The sequence below is a fragment of the Streptomyces cavernae genome, assembly GCF_004023625.1.
Lineage (GTDB): Bacteria > Actinomycetota > Actinomycetes > Streptomycetales > Streptomycetaceae > Streptomyces > Streptomyces cavernae.
On the sequence record NZ_RPDJ01000033.1, the window covers coordinates 13,528 to 30,839 of the forward strand.

Consider the following 17,312-nt stretch of genomic DNA (forward strand, 5'->3'; position numbering starts at 1 on the left):
GACCGCGGGCACCGGGCACGAGCGCGCCGTGATGTGCGCAGTGCACTCCGTCGGCGCCCGGATCGGGCGGAGCCCCGCCGCTCCGGGGCCCCCATCGAGGAGCTTCCGGCGCCTTGCGGTCGCACGCTCCTCCCAGCTCTCGGCTCCGCTCGAGCTGGGGCACCCCCATGACGCCCCAGCTGATCGGGCTCTCCTTTTTCGGAGCTCTTACTGCAGTTCATCCACGAGAGCGAACAACTCCTCGTCGGCTGCGTCGTCCAGATCCTTCTCGAACTGCTGTGCGTCCGGCCTTGCGGCGGGCACAGCGCCGCCGAGCAGGTGGTGCAGCCTGGCCAGCGCCTCCGCCTCGAGTCGCCCGTCGACGATCAGCGCCTCCAATTGGTCCAGGACAGGTGCGGCCTGCTTGGCTGCCAGGACACTGCGCAGGTTCTCCGCCAACGTGGACGGCGTCGGGTAGTCGAACACCAATGTGGTCGGCAGGCGTTCACCGGTGACCCCCGCGAGCCGGTTGCGCAATTCGACGGCTGTCAGCGAGTCGAAGCCCAACTCGGTGAACGACGCCTCGGACTCGATCGCGGACACGTCGCCGTGGCCCAGGGCCGCAGCGACCTCGCGACGGACCAGGTCGAGCACCGCACCCGGCTGTTCCCACTGGATGCCGGATGCCGCCTGGACAGGCTGGGGCCGGCCGCTGCGAGAGGCCGCGACCTGGCCGGAACGAGGCACGAGATCCCGCAACACCGCAGGCAGGTGCGCGGCGGCGGCACCAAGGGCGGCCCGGTCGGTGCCGGTCACGGCGACCACCGGGGGCAGGGCGTTGGTGGCCGCCGGACCGGCGGTCTGCGAGGTGGCGAGGTCGAAGGCGGCCAAGGCATCCGGCACCGCGATCGGGCGCAGCCCGAGCGTGAAGATCCGCCTCAGGTCCGCTTCCGACAGGTGGTCACCCATCCCGGTCTCCCACAGTCCCCACGCCAGCGAGATGGCGGGGAGACCGAGCGAGTGACGGTACTCGGCAAGGGCGTCCAGGAAGGTGTTGCCCGCCGCGTAGTTCGCCTGCCCCGCCGTCCCGAGGAGGCCGGCGATCGACGAGTACAGCACCAAGGGCGCATCCCCGGCCAGTTCGTGCAGATGCCAGGCGGCATCGATCTTGGGCCGGAGCACGGTGTCGACCTGCTCGGAGGTCAGCCCGTCCAAGGTGCCGTCGGACAGTGTGCCGGCGGCGTGGACGAAGGCAACGGGGCGGTGACGCTCGACGAGTCCGGTCAGCGCGTCGCGGTCGGCGGCGTCGCAGGCCACCGAGATGATCTCGACGTCGTCCCCCAGCTCCTTGAGCTGAGGAGCGATGCCGCTGCGGCTGACCAACAGCAGCGACCGAGCACCGTGGTGCTCTGTCAGGTGCCTGGCCAGCGCCGTGCCCAGCGCGCCGCGTGCGCCGGTGATCATCACGGTGCCTTCGCCCCATCGGATCGCGGCATCCTGCGGGCCGTGCGGACGTGGGGACCGGGAGCCTGCTGCCGGCCTGTGGCGGACCAGCCTCCGAACGAGAACCTCCCCTTCGCTGACACGTACCTGCGGCTCGTCACCGATGCCGGTCCCGGCCAGCAGTTCCTTGACGGCGGCCCGGACATCGGTGGCACCGTCCCAGTCCTGTTGGTCCACCAGGAGGAATCGGCCGGGATGTTCGGTCGCGGCACTGAGGACCAGGCCGCGGACTCCGGCGTGGGCGAGGTCGGCGCCGGCCACCACGGCGAGCTTCGCGGTGGTGTCGCGCCGGAGCCAATCACGCAGCACACCGAGGGTGTGGTGTACGGCGTGCCGGGCGCGTTGCGGCAGGTCGCCCTCACCGGCATTGACCTGCACCACCTCGTACGCGGTGTCGTCGACCGGCGTGCCGGCGGGCACTTCGGGCATCTCGAGGGCGCGCCAGACCGGGCCGTACATGAGGTTCCTGCCGGCTGCGGCACCGGTCGCCAGACCGGTGAGCGGGCGCAGCACCAGTTCGTCCACTTCCACCAGGACGTGGTCGTCGGCGTCGGTCACCAGCAGGCGCACCGATTCCGGACCCGTGGGGGTGATCCGGGCCCGCAGGACCGTCCCGCGCGTCGCCGCGGCTCCGGCGTGGAAACGCACCCCGGACCAGGCGAACGGCAGGGCGGCCCCCCGGGTTTCGTCGGCGACGCCGGGCAGCAGCGGGTGCAGGACCGCGTCCAGCAGCGCCGGGTGCACGGCGAATCCGTCGGCGGATCCGGTCAGTTCCTGCGGTGCCTCGAGCTCGGCGAACAGTTCCTCGTCGTGGCGCCGCAGGGACCGCAGCCCCCGGAAGGCGGGACCGTAGTCGTAGCCGTGGTCGGCGACCCGGTCGTACGTCCCGGTCAGATCGATCTCGGTCATGCCCTCCGGCCACGGCTCGGCCTGCGCGGCGGCCGCGTATGCTCCGGTGTCCAGGGTTCCGGCGGCATGCTCGGCCCACGGGAGGTCGGCGTCGGCGTCCTCCCGCCGGGAGAAGACCGTGACGCTGGTGCCGTCGACCACCATCTGGAGGCTGAGCGCGCCGGTGTCCGGTACGACCACCGGTTCGGTGATGGTGAACTGCGCAAGCGCACCCGCCGACGCGGCCAGTTCGATCAATGCGGCACCGGGCACGATCACGGCGCCCTGCACTCGGTGGTCGGCCAGCCACGGGTGGGTGGACAGGGACAGCCGGCCGGTAGAGACGGTGGTGCCGCCGTCGCCCGTACCCGTGGCGAGATCGACCGCCGCGGCGAGCAACGGGTGCTTCACCGAGCGCAGCCCGGCGCCGGTCACGTCGGCCTGTCGGGCCGGGATGAGCCAGAACCGCTTGCGCTGGAAAGCGTAGGTGGGCACATCGACGGGCCTGGCACCGGGGAACACCGCGCGCCAGTCGATCTCGACATCTCGGGTGAACAGGGTGCCCAGCGCCGCGACGACGGTGTCCACTTCCGGTTTGCCGTCCCGCCTCAGCGGCACGGCGGCCGGGCTGTCGGCCTCGTCCGCGGGGAAGCCGGCCGCGATCATGCCGGTGAGCACCGCGTCGGGCCCCACTTCGAGCACCGTGCGTACGCCTTCGTCCCGAGCGGTGTGCATGGCCTCGTGGAACCGGACGGTCGCCCGGACCTGGTTCACCCAGTACTCCGGATCGGTCCACTCCTCCGCGCCCGCCGCGGTGACCGTGGAGATCGCGGGGATCGCCGGGGCGCGGTAGGTGAGCTCCCGAGCGACCGCCCGGAAGTCGTCCAGCATCGGCTCCATCAGCGGGGAGTGGAAGGCGTGGCTGACCGAGAGCCGCTTGGTCCGGCGTTTGCGGCCGGTGAACTCCTGCTCCACGAAGGACAGCAGCGCAACCTCGGCACCGGACAACACGATCGAGGAGGGACCGTTGACCGCGGCGATCGTCACTCCGTCGGGCAGCTCTCGCCCGTCCAGTTCGGCAGCGCTCGCCTCGACGGCGACCATCGCGCCGCCGCGGGGCAGGGCCTGCATCAGGCCGCCGCGGGCGGCGACCAGCCGGGCCGCGTCGGACAGGGACAGCACCCCGGCGACATGCGCGGCGGTCACCTCGCCGACCGAATGACCGAGGACCAGGTCCGGCCGGATCCCCCAGGACTCCATCAGGCGGAACAAGGCCACCTCGACGGCGAACAGCGCGGGCTGCGCCGTGCCGGTCTCGTCCAGGCCCTCCCCGGTGGCGATCGCTTCGCGGATCACCGAGCGCAGCGGGGCGTCGAAGTGCGCGCAGGCCTCGTCGAAGGCCGCCGCGAACACCGGGTAGGTGGAGGCCAGTTCGAGCCCCATGCCGATGCGCTGTGCGCCCTGCCCGGTGAACGCGAAGGCCAGCTTGCCTTCCGCCGCCCGTACGGGGACCGCGTCGCGCAGGGCTCGCGGGCTCGTCGCCGCGATGCGGTACGGCATCGCCGAACGCGTGGCGAGAGTGAACGACGCGTCCGCGCCGGACAGTCCGGCGACGCGCTCCGCCTGGTCCGCGAGGGCCTGCGGGGTACGGGCGGTGAGCACCCACGGGATGATGGACGGCGTCGGCCCGGTGTCCTCCCCGAGGACCGGGGACGGCTCGGCGTCGGCCTCCTCGATGATCACGTGGGCGTTGGTGCCGCCGAACCCGAAGGAGGACACACCGGCCCGGCGCGGGTGCTCCCCGCGCGGCCACGGGCGGGACCGCGTGAGCAGTTCGACCTTGCCCTGCGACCAGTCGACGTGCTGCGACGGGGTGCCCACGTGCAGGGTGGCCGGGGCGATGCCGTGCCTCATGGCCTGGACGACCTTGATGATCCCGCCGACTCCCGCAGCCGCCTGGGCGTGCCCGATGTTCGACTTCAGGGAACCCATCAGCACCGGGCTTCGACGGTTACGTCCGTAGGTGGCGATGACTGCCTGTGCCTCGATCGGGTCACCGAGCTTCGTGCCGGTGCCGTGCGCCTCGACCAGGTCGACCTCGGCCGGTTCGAGTTCGGCCGAGTCCAGCGCGGCTTGGATCACCCGTTCCTGGGCGGGACCGTTGGGCGCGGTCAACCCGTTCGAGGCGCCGTCGGAGTTCACGGCCGAGCCCCGCAGGACGGCCAGTACCCGGTGTCCGTTGCGCCGGGCGTCCGACAGCTTCTCCAGCATCAGCATGCCGGCGCCCTCGGACCATCCGGTGCCGTCGGCGTCGTCGGAGAACGACTTGCACCGGCCGTCCTCGGACAGCCCGCGCAGGCGGGAGAACTCCACGAACGCCGTCGGCGTGGACATCACTGTCGCACCGCCCGCCACCGCCAGGTCGCACTCTCCGCGCCGCAGGGCGCTCGCGGCCAGGTGCACCGCGACCAGTGAGGACGAGCACGCGGTGTCGACCGTAAGGGTCGGCCCCTCGAACCCGAAGGTGTAGGCCAGCCTGCCGGAGGCGATGCTGCCCGCGCTGCCGCTGTAGAGGTATCCCTGCACCCCTTCCGAGGGCAGGTCCGGCCGGGACCCGTAGTCGCTGTACATGACGCCCACGAAGACCCCGGTCCGGCTGCCGCGCAAGGCCTGCGGTTCCAGGCCGGCATTCTCCACCGCCTCCCAGGTGGTTTCCAGGAGTTGGCGCTGCTGCGGGTCCAGAGCCGAAGCCTCTCGCGGCGACAACCCGAAGAACTCGGCGTCGAACAGGTCCGCGTCGTGCAGGAAGCCGCCCCGGCTGGTGGTGGAGGTGCCGGGGTGATCCGGGTCGGGGTGGTAGAGATCGCTCGGCCAGCCCCGGTTCACCGGGAACGGCGAGGTGGCGTCGCGGCCGTCGGCGACCAGCTGCCACAGATCCTGCGGCGAGGCGACGCCGCCCGGATACCGGCAGGCCATGCCGACGATCGCGATCGGTTCGTCGTGATCCTCGGCTGCCTCGGACCGTTTCCGGGACCGTGCCCTGTCGCCGGGCGACGGATCCGCGGCCGCCAGGAGGCTGCGCAGGTGCTCGGTCAGGGAGGCGGGGGTGGGGTGGTCGAACACCACGGTCGCGGACAGCCGTCGGCCGATCGCGGTGCCCAGCTGGTTGCGCAGCTCGACGGCGGTCAGCGAGTCGAATCCGAGCTCGCTGAACGAGCGGTTCTCGTCGACCTCGCCGACGTCGGCGTGGCCCAGGACCGCGGCGATCTGCCGGCGGATGATCCCCGCGAGGTCGGCGGGGTCGAGCGGGGAGGAGGACGGTGCGCCGTCCGCCGCCCGTCCCCGCGGATCACCGTCGCGCGCGGTGGCGGTCGCCGGGGCCGCGGCCGGCCGAGCCAGGTCGCGCAGCAGCCCGGGAAGCTCGGTGCGGCGGCGAAGGGCGGACCGGTCGAAGCGGGTCAGGGCCACCACCGGGGCACCGGTGCCGGTGGCCTGGTCGACGGCGGCGTCGAACAGGCCGAGCGCCTCCGCGGTGTCCAGGGGACGCAGACCCGTACGGGCCAGTCGAAGGAGGTCCACGTCGGTCAGATGGCCGGAGATGCCGCTGCTCTGCTCCCACAGGCCCCAGGCGAGGGAGACCGAGGGCAGGCCCAGCCGGCGGCGGTGCTCGGCCAGGGCGTCCAGGAACGTGTTGGCCGCCGCGTAGTTCGCCTGGCCCGCCGTACCCAGCAGCCCGGCGACCGAGGAGTACAGCACAACCGGCCTGTCACCGGCCAGCTCGTGCAGGTGCCATGCCGCGTCCACCTTCGGCAGCAGCACCGAGTCGATCTGCTCGGTGGTCAGGCCCGCCAGTGTGGCGTCGGCGTTCACGCCCGCCGTGTGTACCACCGCGGCCGGCTCGTGCTCGGCGAAGATCCGCTCCAGGGCCTGCCGGTCGGTCACGTCGGCTGCCGCCAGAGTGACGGCGGCCCCCAGGCCGACCAGCTCGCTCCGCAGTTTCTCCGCGCCGGGCGCGGCCTCGCCCCGGCGGCTGACCAGTACCAGGGTCCGCGCGCCATGGTTGACGACCAGGTGCCGGGCCAGGACCGCACCGAGGGTTCCGGTCGCCCCGGTGATCAGCACCGGGCCCGCGCTCCAGTCCACCGCGATGTCCGAGGCGGTCGCCGCGCCACCGGCCGTCCGGGCGAGGCGGGGCAGGAGGATCCTGCCGTCCCGGATCGCGACCTCCGGCTCCGGGGTGCGAAGAGCGCTGCGCACCTGCTCCTCGGTCGCCGACTCGTCGGCCTCGATCAGTACGAACCTGCCCGGGTTCTCCGCCTGGGCGCTGCGGACCAGTCCGCGGACCGTCGCGTGGGCGAGATCCGGGGTGATGACGAAGGCGTGCCTGCGCTCGTCCTCCTCGGCGAGGATCTGCCTGAGCTCACCGAGGACGCGGTGCACCGCGTCCCTCGCCGCCGCCGGGACGTCGCACCGGGCATCCGCCGCCACGCGGTGCAGCACGGCCTCCTCGGCCCGAGCGTCGGCTCCGGTGGCATCCCGCCAGACGACCGTGTGCATTCCCGTCGGGGTGTGGCTCCCCCCGAGGGGCAGCAGCGCCAGTTCGTCCACCGTCAGCACCGCCCTGCCGTCCTGGTCGTGGACCACCAGACGCGCCGTGGCGTCGCGCACCGTGACCGCGGCCTTCAGCGCCGTCGCATCGGCCGCGTGCCGGGTGACCCCGGTCCAGGAGAACGGCAGGACCGGTTGTGCCTCGGGGTCGACCACTGCAGGCAGCAGGACGTGCAGGACCGCGTCCAGCAGTGCCGGGTGCACCCCGAACCGGCTCGCCTCGGTCCGGTACCGCTGAGGGAGCTCCACCTCGACGAACCGGTCCTCGCCGTCGTGGCGCACCGCCCGCAGGTTACGGAAGGCAGGACCGTAGTCGTAGCCGTGCTCGGCCAACCGCTCGTACACCCCGGTCAGGTCGACCTCCCGCCCGGCCGGCTCGGGCTCTGCCGGGGGCGACTGCCCCCCGGGGACGAGGACACCGTGGGCGTGCTGCGTCCATGCGGCCCCCTCCTCGGCCCCGGAAGGAGCCGGCCGGGAGTGGATCACGACCGTACGGCCGCCATCGGCGTCGGGGGCGCCGACCCGGACGTGGATCGCAACGGTCCCGTCCTCGGGCAGGACCACCGGCGCGGTGAGGGTCAGTTCGCCGACGGTCGGGCAGTTCACTCCGGCCCCGGCGTGCAACGCCATGTCGAGCAGCGCAGTGCCGGGCAGGAGGACGTCACCGCGGACCCGGTGGTCACCGGCCCATCCGGTGGCGCCGATCTCGCCGGTCAGCAGGGTCGCGCCGTCGACGAGGTCCACCACGGTGGCCAGCACAGGGTGTGCGGAGGACGGGGCTTCCAGCCAGTACCGGCGGTGCTGGAACGGATACCGCGGCAGCGGGACCAGCCCGGTCGCCGGGAACACCGCCGCCCAGTCGACGGGTACGCCTCGCGTGTGCAGGGCGGCGAGCGCGGCGAACGCGGTCTCCGCATCGCCGCGTCCGGAGCGCAGCATCGGCACCGAGACGCCACCGGTCTCGCCGGCTTCCTCGTCGGCGACCGTCTGGGCGACCATCGCGGTCAGCACCGCGTTCGGGCCGAGTTCGACGAACTCGGTGACACCGTTGTGCCGCAGGGTCCGGACGCCGTCGAAGAAGCGGACGGCTTGCCGGACATGGGCCACCCAGTAGTCCGGCGAGGTCAGCTGGCCGGCGGCGGCGATCTGTCCCGTCACGTTCGAGACGACCGGGATGCCGGGCTCGTGGAAGGTGAGCGCATCCAGTTCGGCGCGGAAGCCGGCCAGCACCTCGTCCATGTGCGGCGAGTGGAAGGCGTGGCTGACGGCGAGCAGCCGGGTCCGCCTGCCGCGGCCCGCCCACTGCTCGGTCATCGCGGCCACCGCGGCGTCGTCGCCGGAGACCACGACGGCCCGAGGACCGTTCACGCCGGCGATCGACGCCCCGGTCACCAGCGAGTCGAGCACCTCCTTCTCGGTGGCCTCCAGTGCGGCCATCGCCCCGTCGTCGCGGGCGGACTGCATCGCGGCGCCCCGGGCGGCGACCAGCCGGCAGGCGTCGGGAAGGTCGAACACACCGGCCACGTGCGCCGCGGCCACCTCGCCGACCGAGTGCCCCAGCAGGTAGTCCGGGATGATGCCGTAGTGCGCGGCGAACCGGTAGAGCGCCACCTCGACGGCGAACAACGCGGCCTGGGTGTACGCGGTCTGGTCGAGCAGGGCGGAATCCGCGCTGTCGTGCTCGGCGAACACGACGGCGCGCAGTGGCCGGTCCAACAGCGGATCAAGGTGCGCGCTCACCTCGTCGAACGCGGCGCGGTAGACGGGGGAGCGTTCGTACAGCTCGCGTCCCATGTCGGGCCGTTGCGCGCCCTGTCCGGTGAACAGGAACGCCGTCGCACCACGCCCCGTCCCGGTTCCTTGGACCACGTGCGTCCCACCGGACGTTCCCGTGGCGACGGCGTCGAGCCCGCGCAGCAGGCTCTCCCGGTCGTCACCGAGTACGACGGCCCGGTGGTCCAGCACGGCGCGGTGCGTGGCGAGGGTGCCCGCGACGTCGGTCAACTCGGCGTCCTGGTGCTCGTCGAGGTGTGTTCGCAGCTGCGCGGCCCGCCGGCGCAGCGCCGGTTCGGTGCGCGCCGACAGCACCAGCGGCAGCACCGGGGGACGGGCGTCGGACCGCTCACCGGCACCGGAGCTACGGGTCGCCGTGCGGACGGGCCGCGCGGCCTGCTCGGCCTGTTCCAGGATCACGTGGGCGTTGGTGCCGCTGATGCCGAACGCGGAGACCGCCGCCCGGCGCGGCCGACCCAGCTCCGGCCAGTCCCGCTCCTCGGCGAGCAGCTCGACGGAACCCGACGACCAGTCCACGTGCGGCGACGGCTCGCCCAGGTGCAGGGTGCGTGGCTGGACGCCGTGGCGCAGCGCCTGGACCACCTTGATCACCCCGCCGACGCCGGCGGCGGCCTGGGCGTGCCCGAGGTTCGACTTCAGCGAACCCAGGCGGACGGGCTCCTCGCGGTCCTGGCCGTAGGTGGCCAGCAGCGCCTGCGCCTCGATCGGGTCACCGAGCCGGGTACCGGTGCCGTGCGCCTCGATCAGGTCGACGTCGCTGCCGGACAGACCGGCGTTGGCGAGGGCGGAGCGAATCACTCGTTCCTGGGACGGCCCGTTGGGTGCGGTCAGGCCGTTGGACGCACCGTCGGAGTTCACCGCCGAGCCACGCAGCACGGCAAGGACCTGGTGCCCGTTGCGGCGGGCGTCCTCGAGCCGTTCCACCAGCAGCAGGCCGACACCTTCCGACCAGCCCGTGCCGTCGGCGTCGGCCGAGAACGACTTGCACCGGCCGTCGGCGGACAGTCCGTTCTGGCGGGAGAACTCCACGAACGTACTCGGCCCCGACATCACGGTGACGCCGCCCGCCAGGGCCAGGTCCACCTCGCCCGAGCGCAGCGCGTTCGCGGCCAGGTGCAGCGCGACCAGCGACGACGAGCAGGCGGTGTCCACGGTGATCGCCGGGCCCTCGAGGCCGTAGATGTAGGCCAGCCGCCCGGAGATCACGCTGGAGGTGTTGCCGGCCAGGAGGAACCCCTCCACCTCCCGCGGGGTGGCCGGGAGCCGGGAGGCGTAGTCGTCGTACATCACGCCGGTGAACACGCCGGTTCGGCTACCGCGCAGGACCGCCGGGTCGATGCCGGCGTCCTCGAAGGTCTCCCACGCCGTTTCCAGCAGCAGACGCTGCTGCGGGTCGGTGGCCAGGGCTTCGCGCGGCGACATGTCGAAGAACGCCGCGTCGAACAGGTCTGCGTCGTGCAGGAAGCCGCCGTGTCGGGTGTAGCTGGTGCCGGGGTGGTCGGGGTCGGGGTGGTACAGGCTGTCCAGGTCCCATCCCCGGTTGGCCGGGAACTCGGAGATCGCGTCCCGCCCGTCGAGCACCAGCCGCCACAGGTCGTCGGCCGAGCGCACCCCGCCGGGAAAGCGGCACGCCATGCCGACGATCGCGACGGGCTCGTCGGCCCGGTGCCTGGACCTGCCGGAGCGCCGCGTTCCACCGGCCGGCTGCGTGACCGAGGCCGTTTCCGAGTCGGCGGCCAGGAACGTGACCAGCGCCTCGGGCGTGGGGTGGTCGAAGACCAGGGTGGTCGGCAGTTGCCGTCCGGTGGCCGCGATCAGCCGGTTGCGCAGGTCGACGCCGGCCAGCGAGTCGAATCCCAGCTCGCGGAACGCCTTGGTCAGGTCGAGCGCGTTCGGGTTCGGCAGCCCGAGTACGGCCGCCGTGGTCGCCCGGACGATGTCCCGGGCGTGCTTGTCGGTCAGTACCTCGCCCGCCCGCCCGGCGGACTCCGCCGCGGCCGGCTTGCGGCGCCGCCTGACCAGGCCGCTCAGGACGGCCGGCACGGGGCCGCCGGAGGAGAGCCCGGACAGTTGCAGCGCCGCGGGGACCGGGAGCGCTGCGTCACCGGACACCGCGCGGTCGAACAGGGCGAGCCCCTGCTCCGCGGTCAGCGGTGCCACCCCGGACCGCATCCAGCGCTGGGTGTCGGATGTGCCGAGGGACTGCCCCATGCCCTCCTGCCACAGCCCCCATGCCAGCGACGTCGCCGGTAATCCGAGGGCACGGCGATGCGCCGCCAGGGCGTCCAGGTAGGTGTTGGCGGCGGCGTAGTTGGCCTGTCCGGCCGTGCCGAGCAGACCGGAGATGGAGGAGAACAGGACGAAGGCGTCCAGGTCCCGGGCAGCGGTCAGTTCGTGCAGGTGCCGGGCGGCGTCCGCCTTGGCCGCCATCACCGTGCCGATGCGCTCCTCGGTCAGCGCCGTGATGGTGGCGTCGTCGAGCACTCCGGCGGTGTGGATCACCGCGGTCAGCGGCGCGTCGGCCGGTACGTCGTCGAGCAGGCGGGCCACTGCGGCCCGGTCGGTCACGTCCACGGCGGCCAAGCGCGCGCCATCCAGCTCCGCCATCAGTTCGGCGGCACCGGGCGCATCCGGGCCACGGCGGCTGACCAGCAGGAGGTTGCGCAGGCCGTGCCGGTGGTGGAGATGCCTGGCGATCAACGCGCCGAGGCCGCCCGTGCCGCCGGTGATCAGGACGGTGCCGTCGGGGCTCCATCCGAAACCGGGTTCGACGGCCTCGGTGCCGGGGGCCGGGGCGACCCTGGCCAGCCGGGGCACCAGGAGTACGCCGTCACGGACCGCGATCTGCGGCTCCCCGGTCCGCACGGCCGCGTCTATCGCGGCAGCCGCTTCCTGCTCGGCGGCGGGACCGGCGCTGTCGGTGATGTCCACTACGACGACCTGGTCCGGGTACTCGCTCTGGGCGGTCCGCACCAGGCCCCACACGGCGGCCGCGGCCGGACGGGCGATCGGCTCACCCGGTACGACGGCCATCGCGTTCCGGGTGACCAGAGCCAGCCGCTCGTCCCGGTCGTGTTCGCCGGCCACCCACTCCTGGATCCTGAGGAGGGCTTGGGCGACCGCGGTCGCCGGGTCGTCGCCCGGGGCGACCTCCACGACGGTGGGCCGCAGGGTGCCGTCGCCGTCGGCCGAGCCGTCGGCCGAACCGGCGTCCTTGCGCTGCCAGGTCAGTTCGTACATCGGGGCGGTGCCGGCGCTGTCCGGGGCCGAGGCCCGCAGGACCAGTGCGTCGATCGTGGCCACCGGGGCGCCCGTCGCATCGGCGAGCAGCAGTTCGTAGGTGCTGTCACCGCCGGCCGGGGCCAGCCGGGCTCGCAACTCCGTGCCGCCGACGACGCCGGAGTGCACGCGCACCCCGCTCCAGGCGAACGGCAGACGCATTCCCTGCGCACCGTCGACCAGCCCCAGTACGAGGGGATGCAGCACCGCGTCCGCCAGCGCCGGGTGCAGCAGGAACCCGGCTTCGGAGCCGAGGTGTTCGTCCGGGAGCCGGACCTGCGCGTAGACGGTGTCACCGTCGCGGTGCACCTCCCGCAGTCCGCGGAACGGGCCGCTGTAGTCGTACCCGCGCTCGGCGAGGAGCGCGTAGGCGTCCTCGACCGGCACCGGGTCGCCCGCGGGCGGCCACTCCAACCGGTCGGCGGAACCCGCCGTCAGGCCGGCTCCGGCGTCCAGCAGCAGCCCGGAGGCATGCCGGGTCCACTCCTGTTCCCCCTCGCGCCGTGAGTGGACCGCCAACTGCCGCTCGCGCACGGTGACCTGGATCTGGACGGAGCCGGTGGCGGGGAATTCCAGCGGGCTCTCCAGGGTCAGATCCGCCACCTCGGGCAGTCCCACCCGTTCGCCGGCGAACAGCGCCAGCTCCAGGAACGCCGTGGCGGGCAGCAGGGCGGAGCCGTTGATCACATGCCCGGAGAGCCACGGGTGCTCGGCGAGCGACACGGTGCCCGCCAGCACGACCTCGTCCCGGTCGACCAGTTCCACCACCGAGTCGAGCAGCGGATGCTCCGAGGTGCCGCGCACCGGCCGCGGCGGGAGCCAGTAGCGGTCCCGGCGGAAGGGATGGGTGGGCTCCTCACCGCGCGTCCTGGCGAGACCGGCGGCGAAGACGTCCGTCTCGGCTCCGGTGGACCTGCCGAGCGGGACGACCCGGGTTATCCCGGCGGAACGGATCAGCGGGGTCAGCGCGGCGGACGGACCGGCCTCGACGAACACGGCGGCGCCGGCCTCGCGCAGCGCGCGGACGGCGTCGTGGAACCGGACGGCGCCACGGATCTGGGTGACCCAGTGGTCGGCGTACCCGGACACGTCGTCGGGAAGCGGCCGTCCGGTCACCGTGGAGATCACCGGGATCCGCGGCGGGTGGTGCTCGATCGATTCGGCTACCACCCGGAACTCGTCGAGCACATCGTCCATGTGGGGGGAATGGAAGGCGTGGCTGACGGTCAGCCGGGTGACCCGGCGCCCGCGCTCCCGCCACGCGGCAGCCACGCTCTCGGCGGCGTCGGCGTCCCCGGCGACGACCACCGACGCCGGGCCGTTCACGGCGGCGACCACGACTCCGTCGACCAGGGTCGCGGTGATCTCGGCCTCGGTGGCCTCCACGGCGATCATCGCCCCGCCGGAGCGGGCCTGCTGCATCAGCCGGCCCCGGGCGGCCACCAGCCGGGCCGCGTCCGGCAGGGAGAACACCCCGGCCACGTAGGCGGCGGCCAGTTCACCGATGGAGTGCCCGGCGAGCAGATCGGCCTCCAGCCCCTGCTCGGCGGCCAGCTCGGCCAGCGCCACCTCGAAGGCGAACAGCGCCGGCTGGGTGTAGCGGGTCTGGTTGAGCTCCGGGCCGGCCTCGGCGTCGAACATCATCTCCTTCAGCGGCCGGTCGAGGTGAGGGCCGAACGCGGCGCACACCTCGTCCAGGGTGCGCGCGAACACCGGGAACAGGGCGTACAGTTCACGGCCCATGCCGGGACGCTGCGCGCCCTGGCCGGTGAAGACCAGCGCCGTCGGGCTCTTGTGGCCCTCCTCGAGGACGACGTGGGCGTTGGTGCCGCTGATCCCGAACGCGGACACACCGGCGCGCCGCGGCCGGCCGGCCCGCTCCCACTGCCTGGCCCGCGTCAGCAACTCGACCTGCCCGGACGTCCAGTCCACCCGGGAGGTCGGGACGTCGGCGTGCAGGCTGCGCGGCAGCACCTCGTGCCGCATGGCCTGCACCACCTTGATCACGCCGGCGACTCCGGCGGCCGCCTGGGTGTGGCCGAGGTTCGATTTCAGGGACCCCAGGTACAGCGGAACGTCCCGGTCCTGCCCGTAGGCGGCGAGGATCGCCTCGGCCTCGATCGGGTCGCCGAGCGAGGTTCCGGTGCCGTGTGCCTCCAGCAGGTCCACTTCGGCGGCAGTCAGGTCGGCGTCGGCCAGCGCGGTGTTGATGAGCCGCTGCTGGGACAGGCCGCTGGGTGCGGTCAGCCCGTTGGAGGCGCCGTCCGAGTTGATCGCGCTGCCCCGGATCACGGCGAGTACCGGGTGGCCGTCGCGCCGGGCGTCCGACAGCCGCTCCAGCACGAGCATGCCCACGCCTTCCGCCCATCCGGTGCCGTCGGCGTCGTCCGAGAACGGCTTGCACCGACCGTCGTCGGCCAGACCGTGCTGCTTGGAGAACTCCTCGAACATGCCGGGTGTGGCCATGACGGTCACGCCGCCGGCGAGTGCGGCCGACGCCTCACCGGCGCGCAGGGCCCGGACCGCCAAGTGCAGTGCGACCAGGGAGGACGAGCAGGCGGTGTCCACGGTGAGCGTCGGCCCGACGAACCCGAGCTGGTAGGCGATACGGCCGGACAGCACGCTCGTCGTGGTGCCGGTCAGCACGTAGCCCGCGACGTCGTCGCCCGCCTCGTGCATCCGGGGGCCGTAGTCGGAGGCGGTGCCGCCGACGAACACGCCGGTACGGCTGCCGCGCAGTGCCTTGGGGTCGATCCCGGCGCGTTCCAGGGCCTCCCACGAGGTCTGCAGCAGCAGTCGCTGCTGCGGGTCCATGGCGAGCGCTTCCCTGGGGGAGATCCCGAAGAAGCCCGGGTCGAACTCGGCGGCGGTTTCCAGGAAGCCGCCGACCCGGAAGTAGCCGTCACCGGGCTGCCAGCCGCGGTCGGTGGGGAACGAACCGATGACGTCCCGTTCCTCGGACACCACGCGCCACAGGTCCTCGGGCGACTCGATCCCGCCCGGGAACCGGCAGGCCATCCCGACGATCGCGATCGCGTCCTCGTCCTGGCCGGGGGAGGCGCCGGTCCGTCCGGCCGGCCCGGGCGTGTGCGGGTACCGGTCCGCGGCGCCCGGCTCGATCCCGGTCTCCGCGAAGTAGGTGATCAGCTCCTGGGGTGTCGGATGGTCGAACAGCAGGCCGCTGGGCAACTGCCGGCCGGTCGCGGCCGACAGGTTCTCGATCAGTTCGACGGTCGTCAGGGAGGAGAACCCGAGATCCCGGAAGTTCGAGTCCAGCTCGATCCCGTCCGGGTCGCCGGTGCCGAGCACCGCGGCCACCTGCGCCGTGACCAGGGCGGCCGGGTCCGTGCCGCCCGTCGGGGTACCGTCGGTGCTCCCGGTGCCCGGATCCGAGCCGCGGTGCTCACCTGTCCAGTACCGCTCGCGCTGGAACGGGTAGCCCGGCAGCCGGACCCGCTTGGCCCGGACGTCCGCGTAGGCCACCGTCCAGTCGACGTCCGCGCCGCGCACGAACTGGGTGGCGAGAGCGGTCAGTTCCACGAGCCGCTCATCCGTCGGGTCGGCGACGGGCCCCGGGTGGCGCTGATCGTCGTCCGGCTGCGCGATGACGTTCGCTGCGGACGTCCCGTTCGCGACCGCGTCCAGGCCGGTGCGCAGGTCCTCGGTGCCGGACGCGAGGACGACGGCACGGTAGCGGAACGCCGTCCTGGTCGTCGCCAGGGAGAATCCGAGGTCGTGCGGTGCCAGGCCGGTCTCGCGCAGCCGAGCGGCGTGGGCACGCAGCGCGGCAGCGGTCCTGCCCGAGACGGGAACGGCGACGATGGCGGTGCCCGGCTCGTCGCCGGAGTCGTCGCCGCTCGGCTGCTCGACGGCCGGCGGTTCGCTCAGCACCACGTGGGCGTTGGTGCCGCCCATGCCGAACGACGAGACGCCGGCGATCAGCGGCCGGTCCGGGTGCGGCCAGTCGGTCAGGTCCGTGTTGACCCGCAGCCCGAAGTCGTCGAGCGGGATGTCCGGGTTCGGGGTCTCGAAGTTGAGGCTCGCGGGCAGGCGCCGGTTCCTGATGCCAAGCACCGTCTTGAGCAGGCCGGTGATTCCGGCTGCGCCCTCCAGGTGCCCGACGTTGGTCTTGACCGACCCCACGAGCAGCGGGTCCGCTCCCCGGGCGGTCCCGTCGGCCTGCCGCCCCGCGAAGACCGCGCCCAGCGCGGCCGCCTCGACCGGGTCGCCGACCGGGGTGCCCGTGCCGTGCAGTTCCACGTACTGCACCCGGTCAGGGGTGATGTCGGCCCGCCGCAGCGCGGCCCGGATCACCCGCTCCTGCGCCTGGGGGCTGGGCACGGTCAGGCCGGGAGTGGCTCCGTCGTTGTTGACGGCGCTGCCGCGGATCACCGCGTAGACGTCGTCCCCGTCGGCCAGGGCGGCGGCCAGCGGCTTGAGCACCATGACCACGGCGCCCTCGCCCCGGACGTATCCGTTGGCCCTGGCGTCGAAGACGTAGCTGCGGCCGTCCGGCGACAGGCCGCCGAAGCGCTGCGCGCCCAGCGCTCCCTCCGCGAGGAGGTTGAGGTTCACCCCGGCCGCGATGGCGACGGGCGATTCGCCCGAGCGCACGCTCTGGGCCGCCAGGTGGACCGCGACCAGCGACGACGACTGCGCCGTGTCCACCACGACACTGGGCCCGCGCAGGTTGAGGGCGTACGAGACGCGGTTGGCGATGACCGCGCGGTGGGTGCCGGTGTTCGTGTGCTGGGTGATCGCGCCGTCGCCACCGCTCAGCACCAGACCGGCGTAGTCGTCGCGCAGAGATCCGACGAACACCGAGGCGGTCGTCCCTGCCAGGTAGGCGGGGACGATCCCGGCGTCCTCCAGCGCCGCCCAGGCCAGCTCCAGTACCAGTCGCTGCTGCGGGTCCATCGCCGCGGCCTCGCGTGCCGAGATGCCGAAGAAGCCGGCGTCGAAGTCCGCGACCGCGTCCAGGAACGCCCCGAACCGGGTGCCGCCGTCGAACCGGACCCGGTCCGAGATCCCGTGCCGACGCCCCTGCGGGATCTCGGTGATCGCAGTGCGGCCGTCACTCAGCAGCTTCCAGAGATCCGCTACTTCGGTCGCCCCGGGCAACCGGCAAGACACTCCGACGATCGCAACCGGCTCGTCGCGACCGTCCCCGTACCCGTCATGCCCTGTCGTCATGTGAATAGCTCTTCCTTTATGAGTTCAGACAGCCGCAATGCGGGCTCCCGGCGCACCTGTGTGCACCG

Annotated in this window: 1 pseudogene; it reads right to left on the minus strand. The window is 73.1% G+C overall.

Features of this window, described 5'->3' with window-relative positions:
• Nucleotides 1-411: 411 nt before the first annotated feature.
• Nucleotides 412-17,244, minus strand: a pseudogene (locus tag EF387_RS35180) (SDR family NAD(P)-dependent oxidoreductase); the annotation flags it as partial.
• Nucleotides 17,245-17,312 lie beyond the last annotated feature (68 nt).